The sequence below is a fragment of the Fluviispira multicolorata genome, assembly GCF_009208585.1.
Taxonomy (GTDB): Bacteria; Bdellovibrionota_B; Oligoflexia; order Silvanigrellales; family Silvanigrellaceae; genus Silvanigrella; species Silvanigrella multicolorata.
Window position 1 is genome coordinate 162095 of the sequence record NZ_WFLN01000008.1, and the last position, 15911, is coordinate 178005.

The 15911-nt window shown below is 31.1% G+C and carries 14 protein-coding genes; 9 read left to right on the forward strand and 5 right to left on the reverse strand.

Features of this window, described 5'->3' with window-relative positions:
• The first annotated feature begins 7 nt into the window (after nt 1-7).
• The 3 genes from GCL57_RS11580 to GCL57_RS11590 are packed head-to-tail and all read left to right on the forward strand — an operon-like array spanning nt 8 to nt 2570.
• Nucleotides 8-919 carry a J domain-containing protein gene (locus GCL57_RS11580; protein WP_152213511.1) on the forward strand — a complete coding sequence of 304 codons (912 nt, stop codon included), beginning with the start codon at nt 8-10 and terminating at the stop codon, nt 917-919.
• On the forward strand, nt 916-1989 hold the full coding sequence (locus GCL57_RS11585) for a type I phosphomannose isomerase catalytic subunit (protein ID WP_152213512.1): 1074 nt from the start codon (nt 916-918) through the stop codon (nt 1987-1989). The genes GCL57_RS11580 and GCL57_RS11585 overlap by 4 nt, the downstream gene beginning before the upstream one ends.
• A complete protein-coding gene (locus tag GCL57_RS11590; RefSeq protein ID WP_152213513.1) occupies nt 1989-2570 on the forward strand; it encodes a hypothetical protein in 582 nt (193 codons plus the stop codon). The genes GCL57_RS11585 and GCL57_RS11590 overlap by 1 nt, the downstream gene beginning before the upstream one ends.
• On the opposite strand, the gene hxpB is transcribed toward GCL57_RS11590, so the two are convergent.
• The gene (gene hxpB, locus GCL57_RS11595; protein WP_152213514.1) at nt 2551-3210 is read right to left on the reverse strand and encodes a hexitol phosphatase HxpB; all 660 of its coding nucleotides are present in this window, start codon (nt 3208-3210) and stop codon (nt 2551-2553) included. The two genes, GCL57_RS11590 and hxpB, sit on opposite strands and share 20 nt — an antisense overlap.
• A 267-nt stretch (nt 3211-3477) precedes the next feature.
• Here hxpB and GCL57_RS11600 point away from each other — a divergent pair, with 267 nt between their 5' ends.
• Nucleotides 3478-4434, forward strand: a complete 957-nt coding sequence (locus tag GCL57_RS11600; protein ID WP_152213515.1) for a hypothetical protein — start codon at nt 3478-3480, stop codon at nt 4432-4434.
• On the opposite strand, the gene GCL57_RS11605 is transcribed toward GCL57_RS11600, so the two are convergent.
• The 3 genes from GCL57_RS11605 to GCL57_RS11615 all read right to left on the reverse strand — a co-directional run bounded on the left by GCL57_RS11605 (nt 4431) and on the right by GCL57_RS11615 (nt 8312).
• Complete coding sequence (locus GCL57_RS11605; RefSeq protein WP_152213516.1) at nt 4431-5468, reverse strand: hypothetical protein; 1038 nt, start codon at nt 5466-5468, stop codon at nt 4431-4433. The genes GCL57_RS11600 and GCL57_RS11605 overlap by 4 nt on opposite strands.
• A 70-nt stretch (nt 5469-5538) precedes the next feature.
• Nucleotides 5539-6747 carry a coproporphyrinogen-III oxidase family protein gene (locus GCL57_RS11610; protein WP_161597734.1) on the reverse strand — a complete coding sequence of 403 codons (1209 nt, stop codon included), beginning with the start codon at nt 6745-6747 and terminating at the stop codon, nt 5539-5541.
• A complete protein-coding gene (locus GCL57_RS11615) occupies nt 6744-8312 on the reverse strand; it encodes an aminotransferase-like domain-containing protein (protein WP_161597735.1) in 1569 nt (522 codons plus the stop codon). Before GCL57_RS11615 ends, GCL57_RS11610 begins: the two co-directional genes overlap by 4 nt.
• Nucleotides 8313-8571: 259 nt before the next feature.
• Between GCL57_RS11615 and GCL57_RS11620 the strand changes: the two genes are divergently transcribed.
• The 4 genes from GCL57_RS11620 to rlmM all read left to right on the forward strand — a co-directional run bounded on the left by GCL57_RS11620 (nt 8572) and on the right by rlmM (nt 13652).
• The gene (locus GCL57_RS11620; protein ID WP_152213519.1) at nt 8572-8805 is read left to right on the forward strand and encodes a hypothetical protein; all 234 of its coding nucleotides are present in this window, start codon (nt 8572-8574) and stop codon (nt 8803-8805) included.
• A gap of 264 nt (nt 8806-9069) precedes the next feature.
• Entirely contained in the window at nt 9070-11223 is a 2154-nt protein-coding gene (locus GCL57_RS11625) for a TonB-dependent receptor (protein ID WP_152213520.1), read from the forward strand.
• 1 nt (nt 11224) lies between these two features.
• Nucleotides 11225-12409 carry a hypothetical protein gene (locus GCL57_RS11630; RefSeq protein ID WP_152213521.1) on the forward strand — a complete coding sequence of 395 codons (1185 nt, stop codon included), beginning with the start codon at nt 11225-11227 and terminating at the stop codon, nt 12407-12409.
• 139 nt (nt 12410-12548) lie between these two features.
• Nucleotides 12549-13652, forward strand: coding sequence for a 23S rRNA (cytidine(2498)-2'-O)-methyltransferase RlmM (rlmM, locus tag GCL57_RS11635; protein ID WP_152213522.1), 1104 nt, complete (start codon nt 12549-12551; stop codon nt 13650-13652).
• A 3-nt stretch (nt 13653-13655) separates the two neighbouring features.
• On the opposite strand, the gene GCL57_RS11640 is transcribed toward rlmM, so the two are convergent.
• Complete coding sequence (locus tag GCL57_RS11640) at nt 13656-14714, reverse strand: threonine aldolase family protein (RefSeq protein ID WP_152213523.1); 1059 nt, start codon at nt 14712-14714, stop codon at nt 13656-13658.
• A 394-nt stretch (nt 14715-15108) separates the two neighbouring features.
• On the opposite strand from GCL57_RS11640, the gene GCL57_RS11645 reads away from it, so the two are divergent.
• Nucleotides 15109-15891: a transporter substrate-binding domain-containing protein gene (locus GCL57_RS11645; protein ID WP_152213524.1), complete on the forward strand. Its 783-nt coding sequence runs from the start codon at nt 15109-15111 to the stop codon at nt 15889-15891.
• Nucleotides 15892-15911 lie beyond the last annotated feature (20 nt).

The window sequence follows — 15911 nt, forward strand, 5'->3', positions numbered from 1 at the left end:
AAAATTATTGAATCTAATTTCGTATGAAGATCTTATGTTTTCATTTAAAGAGGAAGATCTTTATCAAGAGTTCAGTGTTCATCATGAGACGTTTGCCTTAAGATCTGCTAAAGTTATTAAAATATCTGATGCAGATTTGTTACGTAAAATATTACCCGAAGATCTTTCTTCACAGATGTTTGGTTCGGGGCATCTCAATTTACTTGCGTTTATTTTTGCTCTTCGTCATAAAATATTAGCTTTAAATTCATTGTTTCATTTGGCTGCATTGAAACAAAATAAAGATCCTTATTTTCATCAAACAAAGAGTGAATTTAGAAAAGTTTTTGGCGGTTCTTTTATTGATGATTTTGAGCATATTTTTGAAATGCTTTTACCTCCTTTTTGGGGAAATACAAAGCGTTTACCTATCTTAGGTTTTTCTGCCGTTGGTTGCCACTTTGTTTTAAGAGATATTAATTCTTGTAGAGCATTTGATGCGTATAATATTCCATATTGTAAAAATAGAGCTGAAGGCACATTTTGTCATTACCATATGCAAGAGAAATTTTGGATTAAAAATATAACTGAGGAAGCTTCTGTACAGGCAAAGCTTTCTCAATTTTATGTGGATCCTTCTAACTTTTCACAATTTGATGAGGAGATATTAGTAAAACTTGTGAATAGCTTTTTTGCACATTTTAAAGCATTTCATGCAACTAAACATATTCCATTTATTTCCCATGAAAGAGTTCAGTTTTTATTAAAATTTTATAGCTTTTCGGGTCTTGAAGATTTAAAAGAGAAGGGTACTGTTGAGTTGCGCAAACGCTTTCTTGAAAAGGCAAAACAATATCACCCCGATGTAGGGGGTGCACATGATTCTTTTCGTGAAGCGCGCGAAAATTATGAATATTTAAGAGAGATCCTAGCTCGATGAAACAACTATTCTATAAAATGGATGCGTTTAATTTTGTTCCATTTAAACGCACTCCTTGGGGGGGGACTAAAATTCCTTTGCTCAAGCAGAAATATTTCCCTGAAAGTAAAGAAAATATTCCTCAAATTATTGGTGAAAGTTGGGAAATATCGACAGACGAGCAGTTTCCTTCTTTTGTTTATCTGCAAAATAATGAAAAAGTAACACTCAATCATTTGTTATTACATAATTCACAAGAAATTTTAGGCAAGAAAGTTGCGGCTCAATATGGTGCGCATTCTCCTCTTCTCCTAAAATGGTTGAATGCAGACGATCTTCTTTCCGTCCAGCTTCACCCCAAAAATGGAAATCCTCTTTTAAAAAGCAATGAGTGTGGAAAGCCAGAAAGTTGGCTTGTTCTTGATGTTGATAAAGGCGGTTATGTTTATTTAGGTTTTCAAGAAGGATTATCAAAAGAACAAATTATAAAGCATCTTTTAAATGATGAGCCTGAAAAATGTCTTCATCGTTTTGAACCAAATGTCTTAGATTATATTTCTGTTCCAGCTGGCTGTGTGCATGCAGTTGGAACAGGGGTTTTTGTAGCTGAGCCCCAATATGTTCTGCCACAAAAATCAGGAAAAACTTGGAGAATTTCTGATTGGCGCAGACTCTATGACGAAAATGGAATAAAATCTTCTAATGGATTTTCGAGGGAGTTGCATGTTGAAGAGTCTTTGAATGCAATCAATTGGGAATTGCCGCGAGGAAAAAAAATTGAAGAAATGCTCGTTAGAAAAATGAAAAGCAATATTCCGTTTTATGGAGATGAAAATAATCCATTTGCACTGCAGGTTTTTTGTGAAAAAGGACAGAAAAATTACACTCCTTTATTAAAAGATGCATTTTCAATTGTCACAGTTTGGTCGGGAGAAGTGATTTTAAATTGCGATTCAGATACTCTCATAATGCGTGGTGGAGAAAGTGCACTTGTATCATCAGAAGCAAGGCAAGTAACAATTCATTTAAATCAAAATGGAAATGATAAACCTTGTGCTGCTTTTTTTGCTTTAAATGATGAGGTTCTTTGATGGCGTTTATTAATGAAGCAACAGGTGACATCCATTTTAAAATTCTTTATATTGGAAGCCAAAGTGCTGGTAAAACAGCAAATATTCAATCCTTATTTTGTGAAACACACTCTGATTTGAGTGAAAAAGAAAGTACATTTTTATTAGAAAATGTACCTAGAAATACATTTTTTGATTTTTTACCTCTTTCATTTGATGAGGTGGGTGGAAGAAACTCGAGAATGCATATTTATACTTTACCAGCCCATTCTTTATGGCCGAGTGTAAATATAAATCTTATGCTTGGGGTTGATGGAATCGTAAATGTCATTGACAGTCGTGTGCGTTTTCTTGATAAAAATGAATATCAAATACAATATATAAAAAAATTAATGGATTCATTGCAATTGGATTTTCACAGTATACCTTTTGTATATCAATTTAATCATTCAGACTCACCCGATGCGTTACCTTTTGCAACTTTAAAGAAAAACTTTCTGTTAAATGAGGAAGATTGTATTGAAGCAATAGCAAATACAGGTGTCGGGGTGATGAAAACCTTTAAAAAAATAACTGATAAAATTATTCGAAAATTTGTTTAATTTTATCAAAATTGAGTTCTCGTAAAGATCTTAATTTTAAATCACAAAAATCAAATTTTGATAAATTGTAGTATTTATGATCTGGAATTCCTACAAGTTTCATTTGAGCTGCTTTTGCTGCTATCATTCCGTTAAAAGAGTCTTCAATAACTAAACAGTTTTGTGGTTCTGTGTTCATTTTTGCTGCAACAGTTAAGAATGCCTCTGGGTGTGGCTTTCCATATTTAGCAGATTCTGCAGAGTAAATGCATTCAAAATAATCAACTATATCTAATTTTTTCACAACCTCTTGTATTATTTTAAGTGATGAAGAAGAACAGAGAGAAATAGTAATTTTATGATCTTTTAGAATATCTAATATTTCGATAACTCCTGGCATCGCTTCTCCTTGTTCTTTTAAAAGAACAATCAGTTTTTCTACAATTTCTTGCGAAACTGTTTCTTTACTTTTATTTTTCCAAGACTTCTTAGAGTACCAATAATTTATAGCATCCTCCATCCGCATTCCAGTGGTTTGAGAGCACATTTCAGAATTCAGATCATGTCCAACAGTGGAGAATATATCTATTTCAGCTAGTTGCCAAAGTGGTTCAGAGTCTATTAACACCCCATCCATATCAAAGATCACATGCTTTATCATCTTTATTTCCTTTCATAAATATCTAAAATATGTATTATAAGGATTATAAATTGAATATCAAATAATTTGATATTTAATTAAAGCTATTAAAGAATTTTTTTCAATATCACCTTGTTAAAAAATATAATAAATATTATTTTTATTCAGAAAGATTTTTAAATAAAAATCTTTTTGAATAAATTTGTTTAAGCGTAATTTAATAATATTATATAAATTTATACTTAAAATTTTTATATTTTTATATAATTTAAATAAAGGAAACAGAAATTGTCTTTAGTAATGAGCGGAAAATCTTCTATTACCGATATTAAATACGATTTTTCTAGAGGATTTGGAGCACTAGATTTTAAAACAATTGATACTTCTCTATGGGAATCATTAATCGATTGGTTAAATTCACTAGCAAAAGTAGAGTATAAAGTTATTGCAAAATATTATAATAAATTAAAGCGTTACTGTAAAGACAATTTATATCTTGATAAAACATTAAAACTTTATTTTTTATTTAGAATTCGACTTGAGTTAGGCATTCATCCTGAACGAAATATTGAAAGTATTTGTTTTAATGTGTTTATTATTGCCTCTAATTTATCAAAGCTTAAATCAATCGATCAAGTTATGACAAATCTTTATAAATGTACAAACTGTGTAGAGCCAATTGATATTCATAAAGTAAATTATTGGGACTCCCGATTTTTTACCGATCCTAATAATTATATTAAGAATATTGATGCCAATAATTTTATATTTTTAGTTCATCCTATTCCCGAAGAAAATTATAATAAAAAAGAATTTATAAAAATTGAAGAGAGTTTTAAAAATAATGATGCGTTTCTTACAAGTGTTGTCTCTTCTAGGCATAGATTTTTTTACAAAAAAGTGTCTCTTATCTTATCTGTACCAAAGCAAAATGTTATATCAACTTATTGCTGTAAAGATGAAAGTTCGAGGCTTATGACACCTTCGGAAGTTATTGAAAATACTATTCTACAGAATACAGAAGTCATTGTATGTGGTAGAATTGGTGTGAGCATTCATCCCCGCTTTCCCGTTTCAAGCGAAATTAAAGTAATTGGCGTGATAAACGTTATCGATAAAAATGTAAAAATTTCGGATGCTGAATACGAAGCTATAGAAAAATATTCACATAAAATTAAAAGAAAATATGGTGTCCCTATCATAAAAATGAATGGTTTTTTAGAAAATTCAAATCCTATAAACTAAAAAAGCCATCCAATTTTTAAGATATTCCAGTAAGGCAATGGGTATTTATTAAGATTATCAGTTAAACTTGTCTGTAATTGGCTATAAAGCGCTAAGTATTCTGGTGTTGTTGTTAATAAGCTTAAGTATGGAATAGCTGCAGGATCTGTAAAAGTAGTTTTTAAATTAACCGTGTTTTTTAAAGAATATTGCAAACCAAATTCTGTCCCAATTGCAAACCATCCAAATTTACCTCCCCAAGTTGCAAGCCATCCAAGTTGAGGAGTTAAGTAAACAGAGGAAATATTAATTTCTTCTTCAACTGGGGTTGTTAACTTTGAAGGGAGTCCTGTAATTGTTGCAATTATAGTTGCATTAGCTTTTAAAGTTATGTTTCTTTGTCCATAAGCAATACCAATAAAAAAAGAAGAGCCAAATGGAAAAATACTTAATTTTGCTTCATATTGTCTATAAGTCATTTTAAGCGTATCAATAGAAAAACTGTCACTTTGATTGTTTAAAAGAGATTTTAATTGTGGAGAAATAAATAGATTTAGATTATTATAGCCTCCATAGCTAAAAGATAATCCAATATATTTAAAAAATTTAGATTCAATACTTATATTTGGTCCCATTAAAATTCCAAAGCCGACCATGGGTCCAAAGCGAATCGGACCAAATAGCCCATCGTCTTCACTAGGTTTCGAGTCATCTTTTTTTTCTGTGCTTTCAGTACTCTTACTTTCCTTTTTCTCATCTTTAGCAGGTTCAACCTTTTTTACGATTTCAGCTGGCGGATTTTTGGGTTCTGTAATGATATTTTTTTCAGGCTTAACACCATCAGTTGGTTTTAAATTGTCGTTTTGAATTTTATTTGATCCTTTTGAGTCTATAAAAGGATTTTCATAAGAAATTGGGTTGCGAGTGGTGTCATTTATGAGGGGGTTATTAAGATACCTTTGTGAAATGGGAATCGTTGGATCTTCTTGAGGAAATATATTTGTGAGAAAACTCATTAAAAATATAAATATAAATATTTTCAGTAATTTCCTCATAAAAAAGAAGATCTCCAAGAATCCTTATTAATTTTGATATTCTTAAAATAATTATATTTTTTGTTACGCATTAAATCAAGGTAATAAATTCACTGATCCATAAATCTCCGCGAATTTTTTCTTCATCTAAGAGAAAAATGGATTCTTTATCTAGGATAATTTTGCCTTCCATAATTCCTCTTTTGATTTTTGGTTGATCACTCACTTGCTGAATTATATTTTCATTTTGAGTCATTTTAATGAGCCATTTGATAGGGATTCCTCTTGGTGTTCTTAATAAAGTGAATATCATCTCTTCTAAATATTCTTTTTTTGTACGAGGCGGATCGTAATGAATAGAAAAATTTTTCATCCTTTGATCTTGTTGGGAAAAAATCAGTTCATCATTCCCCGGAGCAAATGATTTTATTTTTTCCTCCCCAATTCTGTAGCGGATTCCATAAGGAAATTGATCTGTTGGAGGTAACAGTCCATGAGCTCCAGTACCTACTCCAATATAAGGGAGGCCATGCCAATATATATGATTATGGCGTGTTTCCAGTTTAGAAAAATTGCTCGTCTCCAATTGTTTAAAACCAAGTGATTTGCATTTATTTAATATTTGTAAATACTCATTTGCTGCATTCTCGTCACAAGCAAAATCAGAGTTTGCAAATAGAGTTCTTTTCTCAATGGAAAGTGCATAAGCAGAAATTCCTGTTGCACCTGCATCAAACAATTGTTGAATTTCATCTTCCACATTTAGTGTACGTATTTCTTTTTTTAAACCATAAATAAGATCCACTTGTATATTCTTAAATCCAGCCTTTTGCGCCCATTTTATATTTTTTATAATTGTTTCTTTTGAGTGCTTTCTCCCAAGTGTTTTTAATGTCGTTGGACACAGGGATTGAGCTCCTAAAGTGATTCTATCAAAGCCAACATTTAAATAATTAAAGAAACGTCTTTCAATATTTGTAAGGGGATTTGTTTCCAGAGTCACTTCTTCTAAAATATATTTTTCTCTAATTTTATTTAATAGAGGCTGATAAAAAGATGCTTCAAATAAACCAGGAGTTCCTCCTCCAAAGTAAACAGTAGCATGGTCTTTACTTATTGGACTTGGCAACTGATTTAGAAAATAGTCAAGTTGAAGGGAGAGTTCAGAAAAAAATGCGTTTACATCTTTTTTTGAAAACTGAGAGGTTTTTACAAAATCACAGTAAGGACATATATGGGGGCAAAATGGAATATGTAAATAAATTCCTATACGAGATTTTTGTATTAGATGAGAAATCATTTTTTTAAAATCCATTTTCTTGAAGAAGAGTTTCTCCAAATTGTAAATACGTTTTCAAGTGCACTATATGTTTGAACAGGCTCAAGTGTTGCAAAATTTATTCTCATTTCATTGCTTTTAGTTCCGTAAGGATAAAAAATATGTCCAGGAGCTATGGATATTTTCTTTTCAAGTGCTCTTTCATAAACCGTATTTAAATCTCCTCCTTCAGGAAATTTAAACCATAAAAAAAGGCCTGCCTCAGGGTAATTCCATTGCGAATTTTGTGGAGAAAGCTTTTTTAACATTGCAATTAAAGTATCTCTTTTTGATCGATAACTTTCTTTTACTTTTTGAATATGTTTTTTGAGTATTCCTCTAATTATCATTTCATAAATAATTTGTTGATCTAGTATTGAAGTAGAGATATCAGTTGTCATTTTTGAAAGAATCAATTTTTGAATATTTTCCTCACTTGCAGCAATATATCCTAGACGTATCCCAGGGGCAAAAGTCTTAGAGAAGCTCGAGATATAAATTGTTTTTTTCAATCCGTCCATAACGGAAAGCAATGGAGGTAAAAATTCATCGAAATTGAGTCCCTTAAATATATCAAGTTCTATAATAATAGCATTAATTTCCAAAGCTAAATTTAAAAGAGTGTGGCGTTCAATAGAACTTAAAATGCCGCCAGTGGGATTGTGGCAGTTTGTGTAAGTAATTATAATTTTAGGTTTTTTCTCTCTAATTTCTTTCTTTTTTTCATCAGATATTATTAGCTGTGCGCTATTTCTATTCAATTCTATAATTTGTAACCTTCTGTTTGTCAGAATAGGAAAGAGAATAGCAAAGTTTGGCACTTCAATGGCAATGTTATCGCCAGGCATTAAGTAAGTATCAAGAACAATATTTAAGGCATGCAATGCTCCATTTGAAATAAGAATTTGCGATGCATTTAAGACGGGCATGCCTAATTGTTCGAGCTCAAAAGCAAGAACTTCCCTCAAACTTGGAAGACCTTGTGAAGATGGATAAGAAAAAATAGCGGTGTGTGTGCTTGATAAAACAAAACGTGAAATGGCTCTTAAGTCTTCCATTAAACCCAAGGCTTTTGCTGGTTCTCCATTACCAAGATATGTAATTCCTTCACTAAATGAATTTGTAAATGGTATTATTTTTGGTAAGCACTCTTTAATCTGTAGCTGACTTAAAGCAGAAGATTTTTCTAATAGGTTTGGTTTTTTTTCAGATAAAAAATCAAAATTAGATGTATTAAAATTTTTATTTTCTAATATTTCATTGAATGATTTTATGTCTGTTTTGTAATTTCTTTTTACTTTATAAGTTACAAAATAGCCACTTCCCTGTTTTGGAGATATATAACCATGATCACTCAGTTTCTCATATGCTGTGATAACGCCAATTTTATTTATTTTAAGTTGAACCGACAAATCTCTGATACTAGGTAATTTTGTTCCAATTAAAAGTGTACCGCTTTTAATAGCGGCTTCAAATTGTTCGGCTATTTGGTCAGAAAAAGATTGTTTTTTAATTCGATCAATTTGAACCTTTTGAAAAGCAACCATTACTCTAAACCTCATAAATTGTAGGGAATATTTTAAATCATACTTGCTTAGAACGAAGTCTTTGTAGCATATTTGTGAATTATTAACCAGTACAGTTGCAATAAAGTCATAGGTACAGTTCAATGATCCTGAGCTAAGCTGTATCTAACTCTCAACCGAAATTAAAATTAATATAAAGTTGAAATTATGAGTCTCCAATAAATGAATCAAAATTGACTCTTTATTTCAATTTTAGAGATTTTTTTTGAAGGAGAATTTTATGAAAGACAAAAATATTTACGATCTTCATTCTTTTTATATAAAGAATAGTTTTAATGAAGCATCAAATTGGGAGCGAATTGAAGGAGTGTCAGACGGGCAAGCACGGTTTGATGGAAGTACTCATTGCAATTTTAAATCAGAGAGTCCAAAAAATGCAAAATTAGCTAAAGATACAGTTAATAAATTAGCATTCACAGGGGCTGTGAGAAGAGTTATTAAATTTTTAAAATGAATAAAGAATTATAATATTTGATTTAAATAATTTAATTATAATTTTTTATGACCTTACTTTCTTATCGAATATTTTTTTTAATAATTTGACAATACTATTAAATCATGACAATTTTTGTTCGTTGATGGTTTTTGCAGAAAACATGATTCCTTACATTTATGAGTATAAATTACTTTTAAGTTCGATGACCTACCATCATACACTCTTTGTAAGTGTTTATAGATCGAGATTCGAAAGGATCTTACTGTAAAAAGAATATGAAAAATGTATAAAATAATAGGCGTATTGTGCGGAGTGTTTCCGAATTTTATTTATGCACAAAATTCAATGTCAATTCCAGTTATCTCAGATACTGAAAAGAATGAAAAAACAAGTGATTCTAAAAGTAAAAATCAAACAGCTAAAGACTCAGTTGAGAATCCTGCCAGTTTAAATGTCAATCAAGAAAATGTTTCAGTACAAACTTTACCGGGAAGTGCTCCATCGCCAAAAAGTATTGCAGATCTCACAGATAAAGTAACATCTGCTCAGGTAGAGCATTTTGGTGGAGAAGCAGGTGCCTTGCGTGTGCGCTTACGAGGCTCACGTGCTTTTGAACCTACGTACTATTTCAATGGATTTGTCCTTACTGGAGCAGGAAGTGGTGAACAAAATTTAAGTCTTTTACCAAATACATTTGTTGGACAGTTAAATGTTTATCCCGACGCTCCTCCTTTTTGGTTAAGTTCTATGGGAATTGGTGGTGATATAAATATAAAATCATGTCGACGTATCAGTTGCTTTTATTACGGGAAAAATGCCTTTACAAATTTATTTAAATTATCAACTCGCATTGGATCTTTTGGATATAAAGAGGCATCGGTCATTCATTCTATTAAGATCAGTAAGCATACAGAAATATTTTCTACTTTAGATTATATAACAAGCCAAGAAAATTATTCGGTCTTTAATAATAACAATTCTTCTTTAAGTGCAGATATTGGAACCTATGAAAAATTACAGAATAATGATTTTTCTAAAACGAGCGGCGGTATTGGTCTTTCAAGTTATAATGAATTTTTTGGAAAAATTAAATTTGATTTGGCTTTTGGGCTTCAAAATAAAGGTGTGCCTGCCGAAGTGGGGTCTCAAGCAGGTACGCAAAGGCTCAATCGAAATCTTTTGTTAACGACTTTGAGTTCAGAAAAAATATTTGCTGAAAATGGCTTACAGTGGAACAATCAAATCGGTTTTTTATACAACACCGCTGATAATAAAAATTTTAATAGCAATTCTAATTTTGCATCGCAGGCGGCTAATTCAACAAATACTTCTGTACAAGTTAAAACATTTCTTATTTTACCGTCAAATTTAATAAGTCATGAGCAAACAGGTGTTTCTTTAGATTTTAACCGTTCTGAACAAGAGACGAATACAACAGTGCCAAATAGTTCTTCTCAAATGAACAGTCATGTAAATGTAAATAGAACTGAAGTTCGTTCTGCTTTATTTGAAGCAGTTATCTTTCCAATAACCGAACAGTGGATATTTTCAAGCAATGTCAATGCATGGATTTCTTTTGCTGGTGCAAATGCTAATATGGTTGAGAGTTATCCTAGTGTAGACAGTTCTTCTTCGCTGCAAAAAAGTGATCGCGAAAAACCAGTTTCGGGTTATACTTTTTCGTTGCAAAATAAATTTTATGAAATGGTCCATTATATTCGCTACGTAAAATCACAGCGCAGACCTTATTTATCTGAAGTTTACGGTTCACCTGATGGAGTTATTCCAAATGTTAATTTGGTTCCTGAAAGCAGTCAAAAAGTAGAAACAGGTTTTAATTTTCCAATTGGAGAGATTGGTTATTTTTATGCAAAAGATACCGATCTTATTTTTTTAAAAGCAATTTCACAGACAACTTTTCAATACGATAACATAGAAGACAGTTCACGTAATGGCATGTTTTTATACACAGATTATTATCTTACAAAATTTTGGAATATAGGTTTTTCTTACCAATATTTACTCGCAAAAATGCATAAAAATGGTGAAGAAACTGATGTTCCACGTTCTGCTCGTCACTATTTTAATGCATCGACTTCCATCGAAAATATTTCACTTGGCCATATTTTTAGTTATGAAACTAAGTTTGCTGCTTATGCCAATATGAATTGGCAAAGTTCTTTTTATTTAGATTATACTAACAGCAGCCAAATGGATATTCCTCCTATTTATAATTCGGGCTTTGCTTTTTCTTTTCAAAATACATTGCTTGCTCAAGCTTTTTCTCTTTCTTTAGATATTTACAATATTGCAAATGAATCTTTTGCTACTTTATCAAACTCAACAGGTACAGTGCAGAGTGTTCAATCAAATGGATATCTTGGTTTTCCTCCCCCCGGTCGACGTGTTTATTTAACCCTTTCAGGAGAATTTTAGTATGAGATTACATTTTATTGCTCTATTCGTGTTGTGCTCATTATTAATTGCAGCATGTGGAACTAAGAAACAAAATGTTGTTCCTACAATAAATGTGCAGTCCGATCAAATTATGTTTACGACCTATGATTATATGAATAAATTTGTTAAATTATATTCCTTTGATTTTGGAACGAAAAGCATTAAAGAATTAAATCATATAAGTGGTTCAAGTGATTCAATAGCTTTCCAGACAAACGATCGGTTTGGAGACATTAAAGATTTTTATTTGGTTGAAAGATTTTCATCGGAAAAAAATTCAAGAGTGACTCATTATAATAAGAGTGAGAGACAAAATCAATATACTTCCTTTCCAATGAATATGAAAGATATGATTTTTTTTAATGATGAATTAATAAGTATTGGCTATGATAAAGGAGAAATTATTAAAACGGATCTTTCATTAAAAACAAAACTGCCATTAACTGCAATAAAAAAATTAGAGCACACTCCAGATGAGGCCTCGATTTCTGATAAAAATATTAATTCAGTTTTAATTGTAAATGAAAGAGTTTTTCTAGTTTCTGTTGGATCTTATAGTAAGGATGACAAAGGAAAAAGCGATAAATTTCCTAAGATTTATCTATTAAATGATGAATTAACATCTGTTGAAAAATCATGGCCCATTCAAAATTGCTTTAATGCTGCAAGTCAGCAGAGAGTGATTGACAAGAGTAAATTATTGCTTTCTTGTGATCCTAATTATGGAATGAAATCTGATTATCCTTCATTGGTTTTAATTAATGCCGCAGCAATTGATATAAGTGAAAATTTACTTTCTTCAAATGCTGAAAAAATATTAAATTCAAACTCATTTACATCACCAAATATTTATCAAGTTTCTTTAAGTGGAGTTTCAAAGGATAAAAAAAGTATTTTTATAACAGAATATTCTTCTTACCAAGTTGTTGATAAATCCTATTGGCTAAATTTAGAAAATAATGTTGTAACTCAAGTTAATAACGTTGCTGAACATGTCTTTTATAACAAAAAAAATGATTCCTATATTTTTAATTGCTATTTTATAGATGGCAAATGCGAAAAAGATAAGTTCGTCATTTCTAAATATATGGATGGAAGGAATCCTGAATTTGTCAATGCAAAAATTTATGGATTTTTTACAGGATTTCCTAAAGTATTAAATTAATAATACGCTTTCTTTTTTATCCATTTTTTAGAGAAGTGATTTTGGTTGCAAAGAGTGCTTAAATGCGAGTAATCCTTCTCTATGAAAACTGCCAAAGGGCAGTTGTGCGAATTTGACTTAAAATAAGAAAGCCTAAAATATGTCTTTATCTCTCCTTTTTTACTGTCGTGCTGGTGTTGAGAACGACTGTGCCGCTGAAATTATGGAATACACAGCTGCAAAAAACATTCAAGGCTTTGTAAAAGCTAAACAAAATACAGCTCATGTTATTTTTCAAGCACACTCTCCTGAAGAGACTCTATCGCTTTGGAATGACATCAATTTGCGAGATTTTATTTTTGCTCGACAAATTCTTTTGGCTTCAGAACTTTTAAGCAGCTTACCTGAAAAAGGTCGGACTGTACCTATTATGAAAGCATTTGAAGAGAATTTTTCAACAATTCTTGGTGAAAAAAAGTATTTAGATGATTTATTTGTTGAAGCTCTTGATGTTGAAGTTCATAAAGAAGTTCTAACATTTTGTAAAAAATTCACTAGTCCAATGCTATCTGAATTACGTAAAAATGGGTATGTTATAGGTGATAAACAGCAAAGAGCTCTTCGTTTGCATCTTCTTTTTTTAACAGGACAAACTTGTTATATAGCTCTATGTGCCCCTAAAAAAGCTTCTCAGTGGTTTATGGGTATTCCCCGTCTTAAATTCCCAGCTGATGCACCCAGCCGCTCTACTCTCAAATTAGAAGAGGCATTTTTTGCATTTATCAATGAAAATGAAAGAGAGGAACGTTTAAAAGACGGTATGACTGCGGTTGATTTAGGTGCTTGTCCTGGGGGTTGGACTTACCAGTTTGTTAGAAGAAATATCTATGTATTTGCCATAGACAATGGTGAAATGGATTCAAAACTCTTAAAGTCAGGGCTTGTTGAGCATTTGAAAGAAGATGGATTTAAATTTAGACCTAAAAAACCTGTGGATTGGCTTGTTTGCGATATGGTGGAACGCCCATCTAAGGTAACAAAATTAATTATTGAATGGGCAACTCTCAAATTAGCAAATGAATATATTTTTAATTTGAAATTACCTATGAAGAAAAAGTACCAAGAAGTTTCTTCATGTTTAAATGAGATTCGTGTTGAACTCGATCAAGAAGGCATTGCATATGATCTGAAATGCCGTCAGCTTTATCATGATAGGGATGAAGTCACTGTATGGTTAAAATTAAAGAGGAAAAATAGATTATAGTCTTCAATTATAAGGTTTAGCTAATTTTTTAATTTCTTCGATTAGTTTTGTAACATCTTCATTTGTAGTATTAAAAGAAGTGACAAAGCGGATTGTAGAGGTCATTTCTTTTAAGTTTTCAGCAAACACATAAAAATAATATTTTTTTGCTATTTCGTCTTTTAAGGTTGTTGGCAACTCAAGAAAAATTTCATTTGCATCTACAGGATAAAGTTGTTTAATGCTTTTAATACTCTTTAATCCCATAGAAACTTTCTGGGCCATTGCATTTGAATTTTGTGCATTAGATAACCAAAGGTCATTTTTTAAAAATGCTAAAAACTGGGCGGGGATAAAACGTATTTTTGAAAAAAGTTGCATGGACTGCTTATGAATATATTCAAAATCTTTAATGAGAGATTTATTAAATATAACGACTGCCTCAGCGAGTAAAGCCCCATTTTTTGTAGCTCCAAACGAAAGAATATCAATGCCTACATCAACAGTGAGTTCTTTTAATGATTTATTTAAAGATGCTGCAGCATTGGCTAAACGTGCTCCGTCCATATGCACAATCATTGATTTTGAATGAGCATAGCTGCAAATTTCTTTTAATTCTTCTTGAGTATAGATAGTTCCATATTCAGTGACTTGGGTTAAAGAAACAATTTTAGGGTAATTATTTCTTATTGGTGAAATTGTATTTAAATACTCTTTTAAGTTTTCTAAAGTTATTTTTCCATTTTCGTTTTTAATGGTGAAAAGCTTTGCACCCGTAAAGTTTTCAAAAGCACCACATTCATCTTGAGCTATATGAGCTATATCTGAGCATAAAACACCATCAATGGATCTGAGTCCAGATTGAAGGGCGATGACGTTTGAAGCCGTCCCTGTGCCAAAGAAGTAAATATCACAATCTGTTTGAAAGATTCGTCTAAATTCTTCTTTTGCTTTTACTGAATAGGTGTCATTCCCATAAGGGAGCTCGGTGGCAAGCATGGATTCATTAATGATTTTAATGATTTCAGGATGAGTTCCTACGTAGTTATCGCTTGCAAATTGCGTGATTTTATATTCTTGCATGAAAAAGCCCTAATAATGTAAATATGCCGCTTGCCAAAGGGAAGATAAATTTGATAGCTTCCCTTCTGCTTTGTGTATCTTAAGCACAAATCAAATTTAAAGGAAACTCTTTTAAAGGAATTCCCTCATGAATTTCACTCAAAATGGTAGTATAGTTATTCAAGTATTAGAGCAAATCTCCAAAACTATTCAGATTTCTTGCCTTCATTCCTCTATTCATCACTCTTTCCATCATTAAAACTCAATTTTTCTAATTTATTTTAGTCTGTTTATAAAATCTTTTTATATCTGTTTCTTTATAAGATTTGAAACTGTATATCTGAAAATGTTTTTAATATTTAAATATTTAATTTAAGTAATTATTTATTTTTATTTAATTAAAAGGTGTTTTATTATGAGAATATGCAAGAAAGTAACAACCGTATTTTTAACTCTTGTCATGTCAAGTTCACTTTTTGCAAGTGAAAAATCTGACAAAAGCTTTGTGAATGTGCAAAAAAAAGGAGAAATTCGTGTCTGTTCGCAAGCTGGATTTATTCCTTTTGAAATGAAAGATCAAAAGGGGAATTGGAAAGGTTTTGATGTTGACATCATGCAAAAATTTGCTGAGTTACATTCTTTAAAGTTAAAAATGATTGATACTTCTTTAGATGGTCTTATTCCTGCACTAATGACAAAAAAATGCGATCTTATTGCTTCGGGGCTAACTATTACTGAAAAAAGATCTAAAGCAGTTTTATTTTCTAATCCTGTTTTCACTGTTAAAATTGCAGCTGCATTTTTAGATACTAAAGAAAATAGATCTAAATTTAAAAAGTTTTCAGATATTGATCATGAAGGAGTTAAAATTGCTTCACATACAGGATCTGCAGCAACGCTTTATTTACGAAGGACATTAAAAAATGCAAACCATCTTCAATTTGATAGTGAAAGTGCCGAAGTGGATGCTCTTATTCAAAAACGTTCAAATACATTTGTAGATGATAATGTATTTATTGATCAAGCTTCAAAAGAAATGAACATGAAATTTTATACTTTAGAGTCAACTGAAGAAGGAAAGCTTGCTATGGCTGCACGTATGTCAGATATTGCTTTAATAGAAGCATTTAATAATTTTTTAGAGGTGATTGATAAAAATGGACAATATGAGAAAATCAAAAAGGTTTATTTTAACTAATTTAGGTTTGTGAGGAGAGT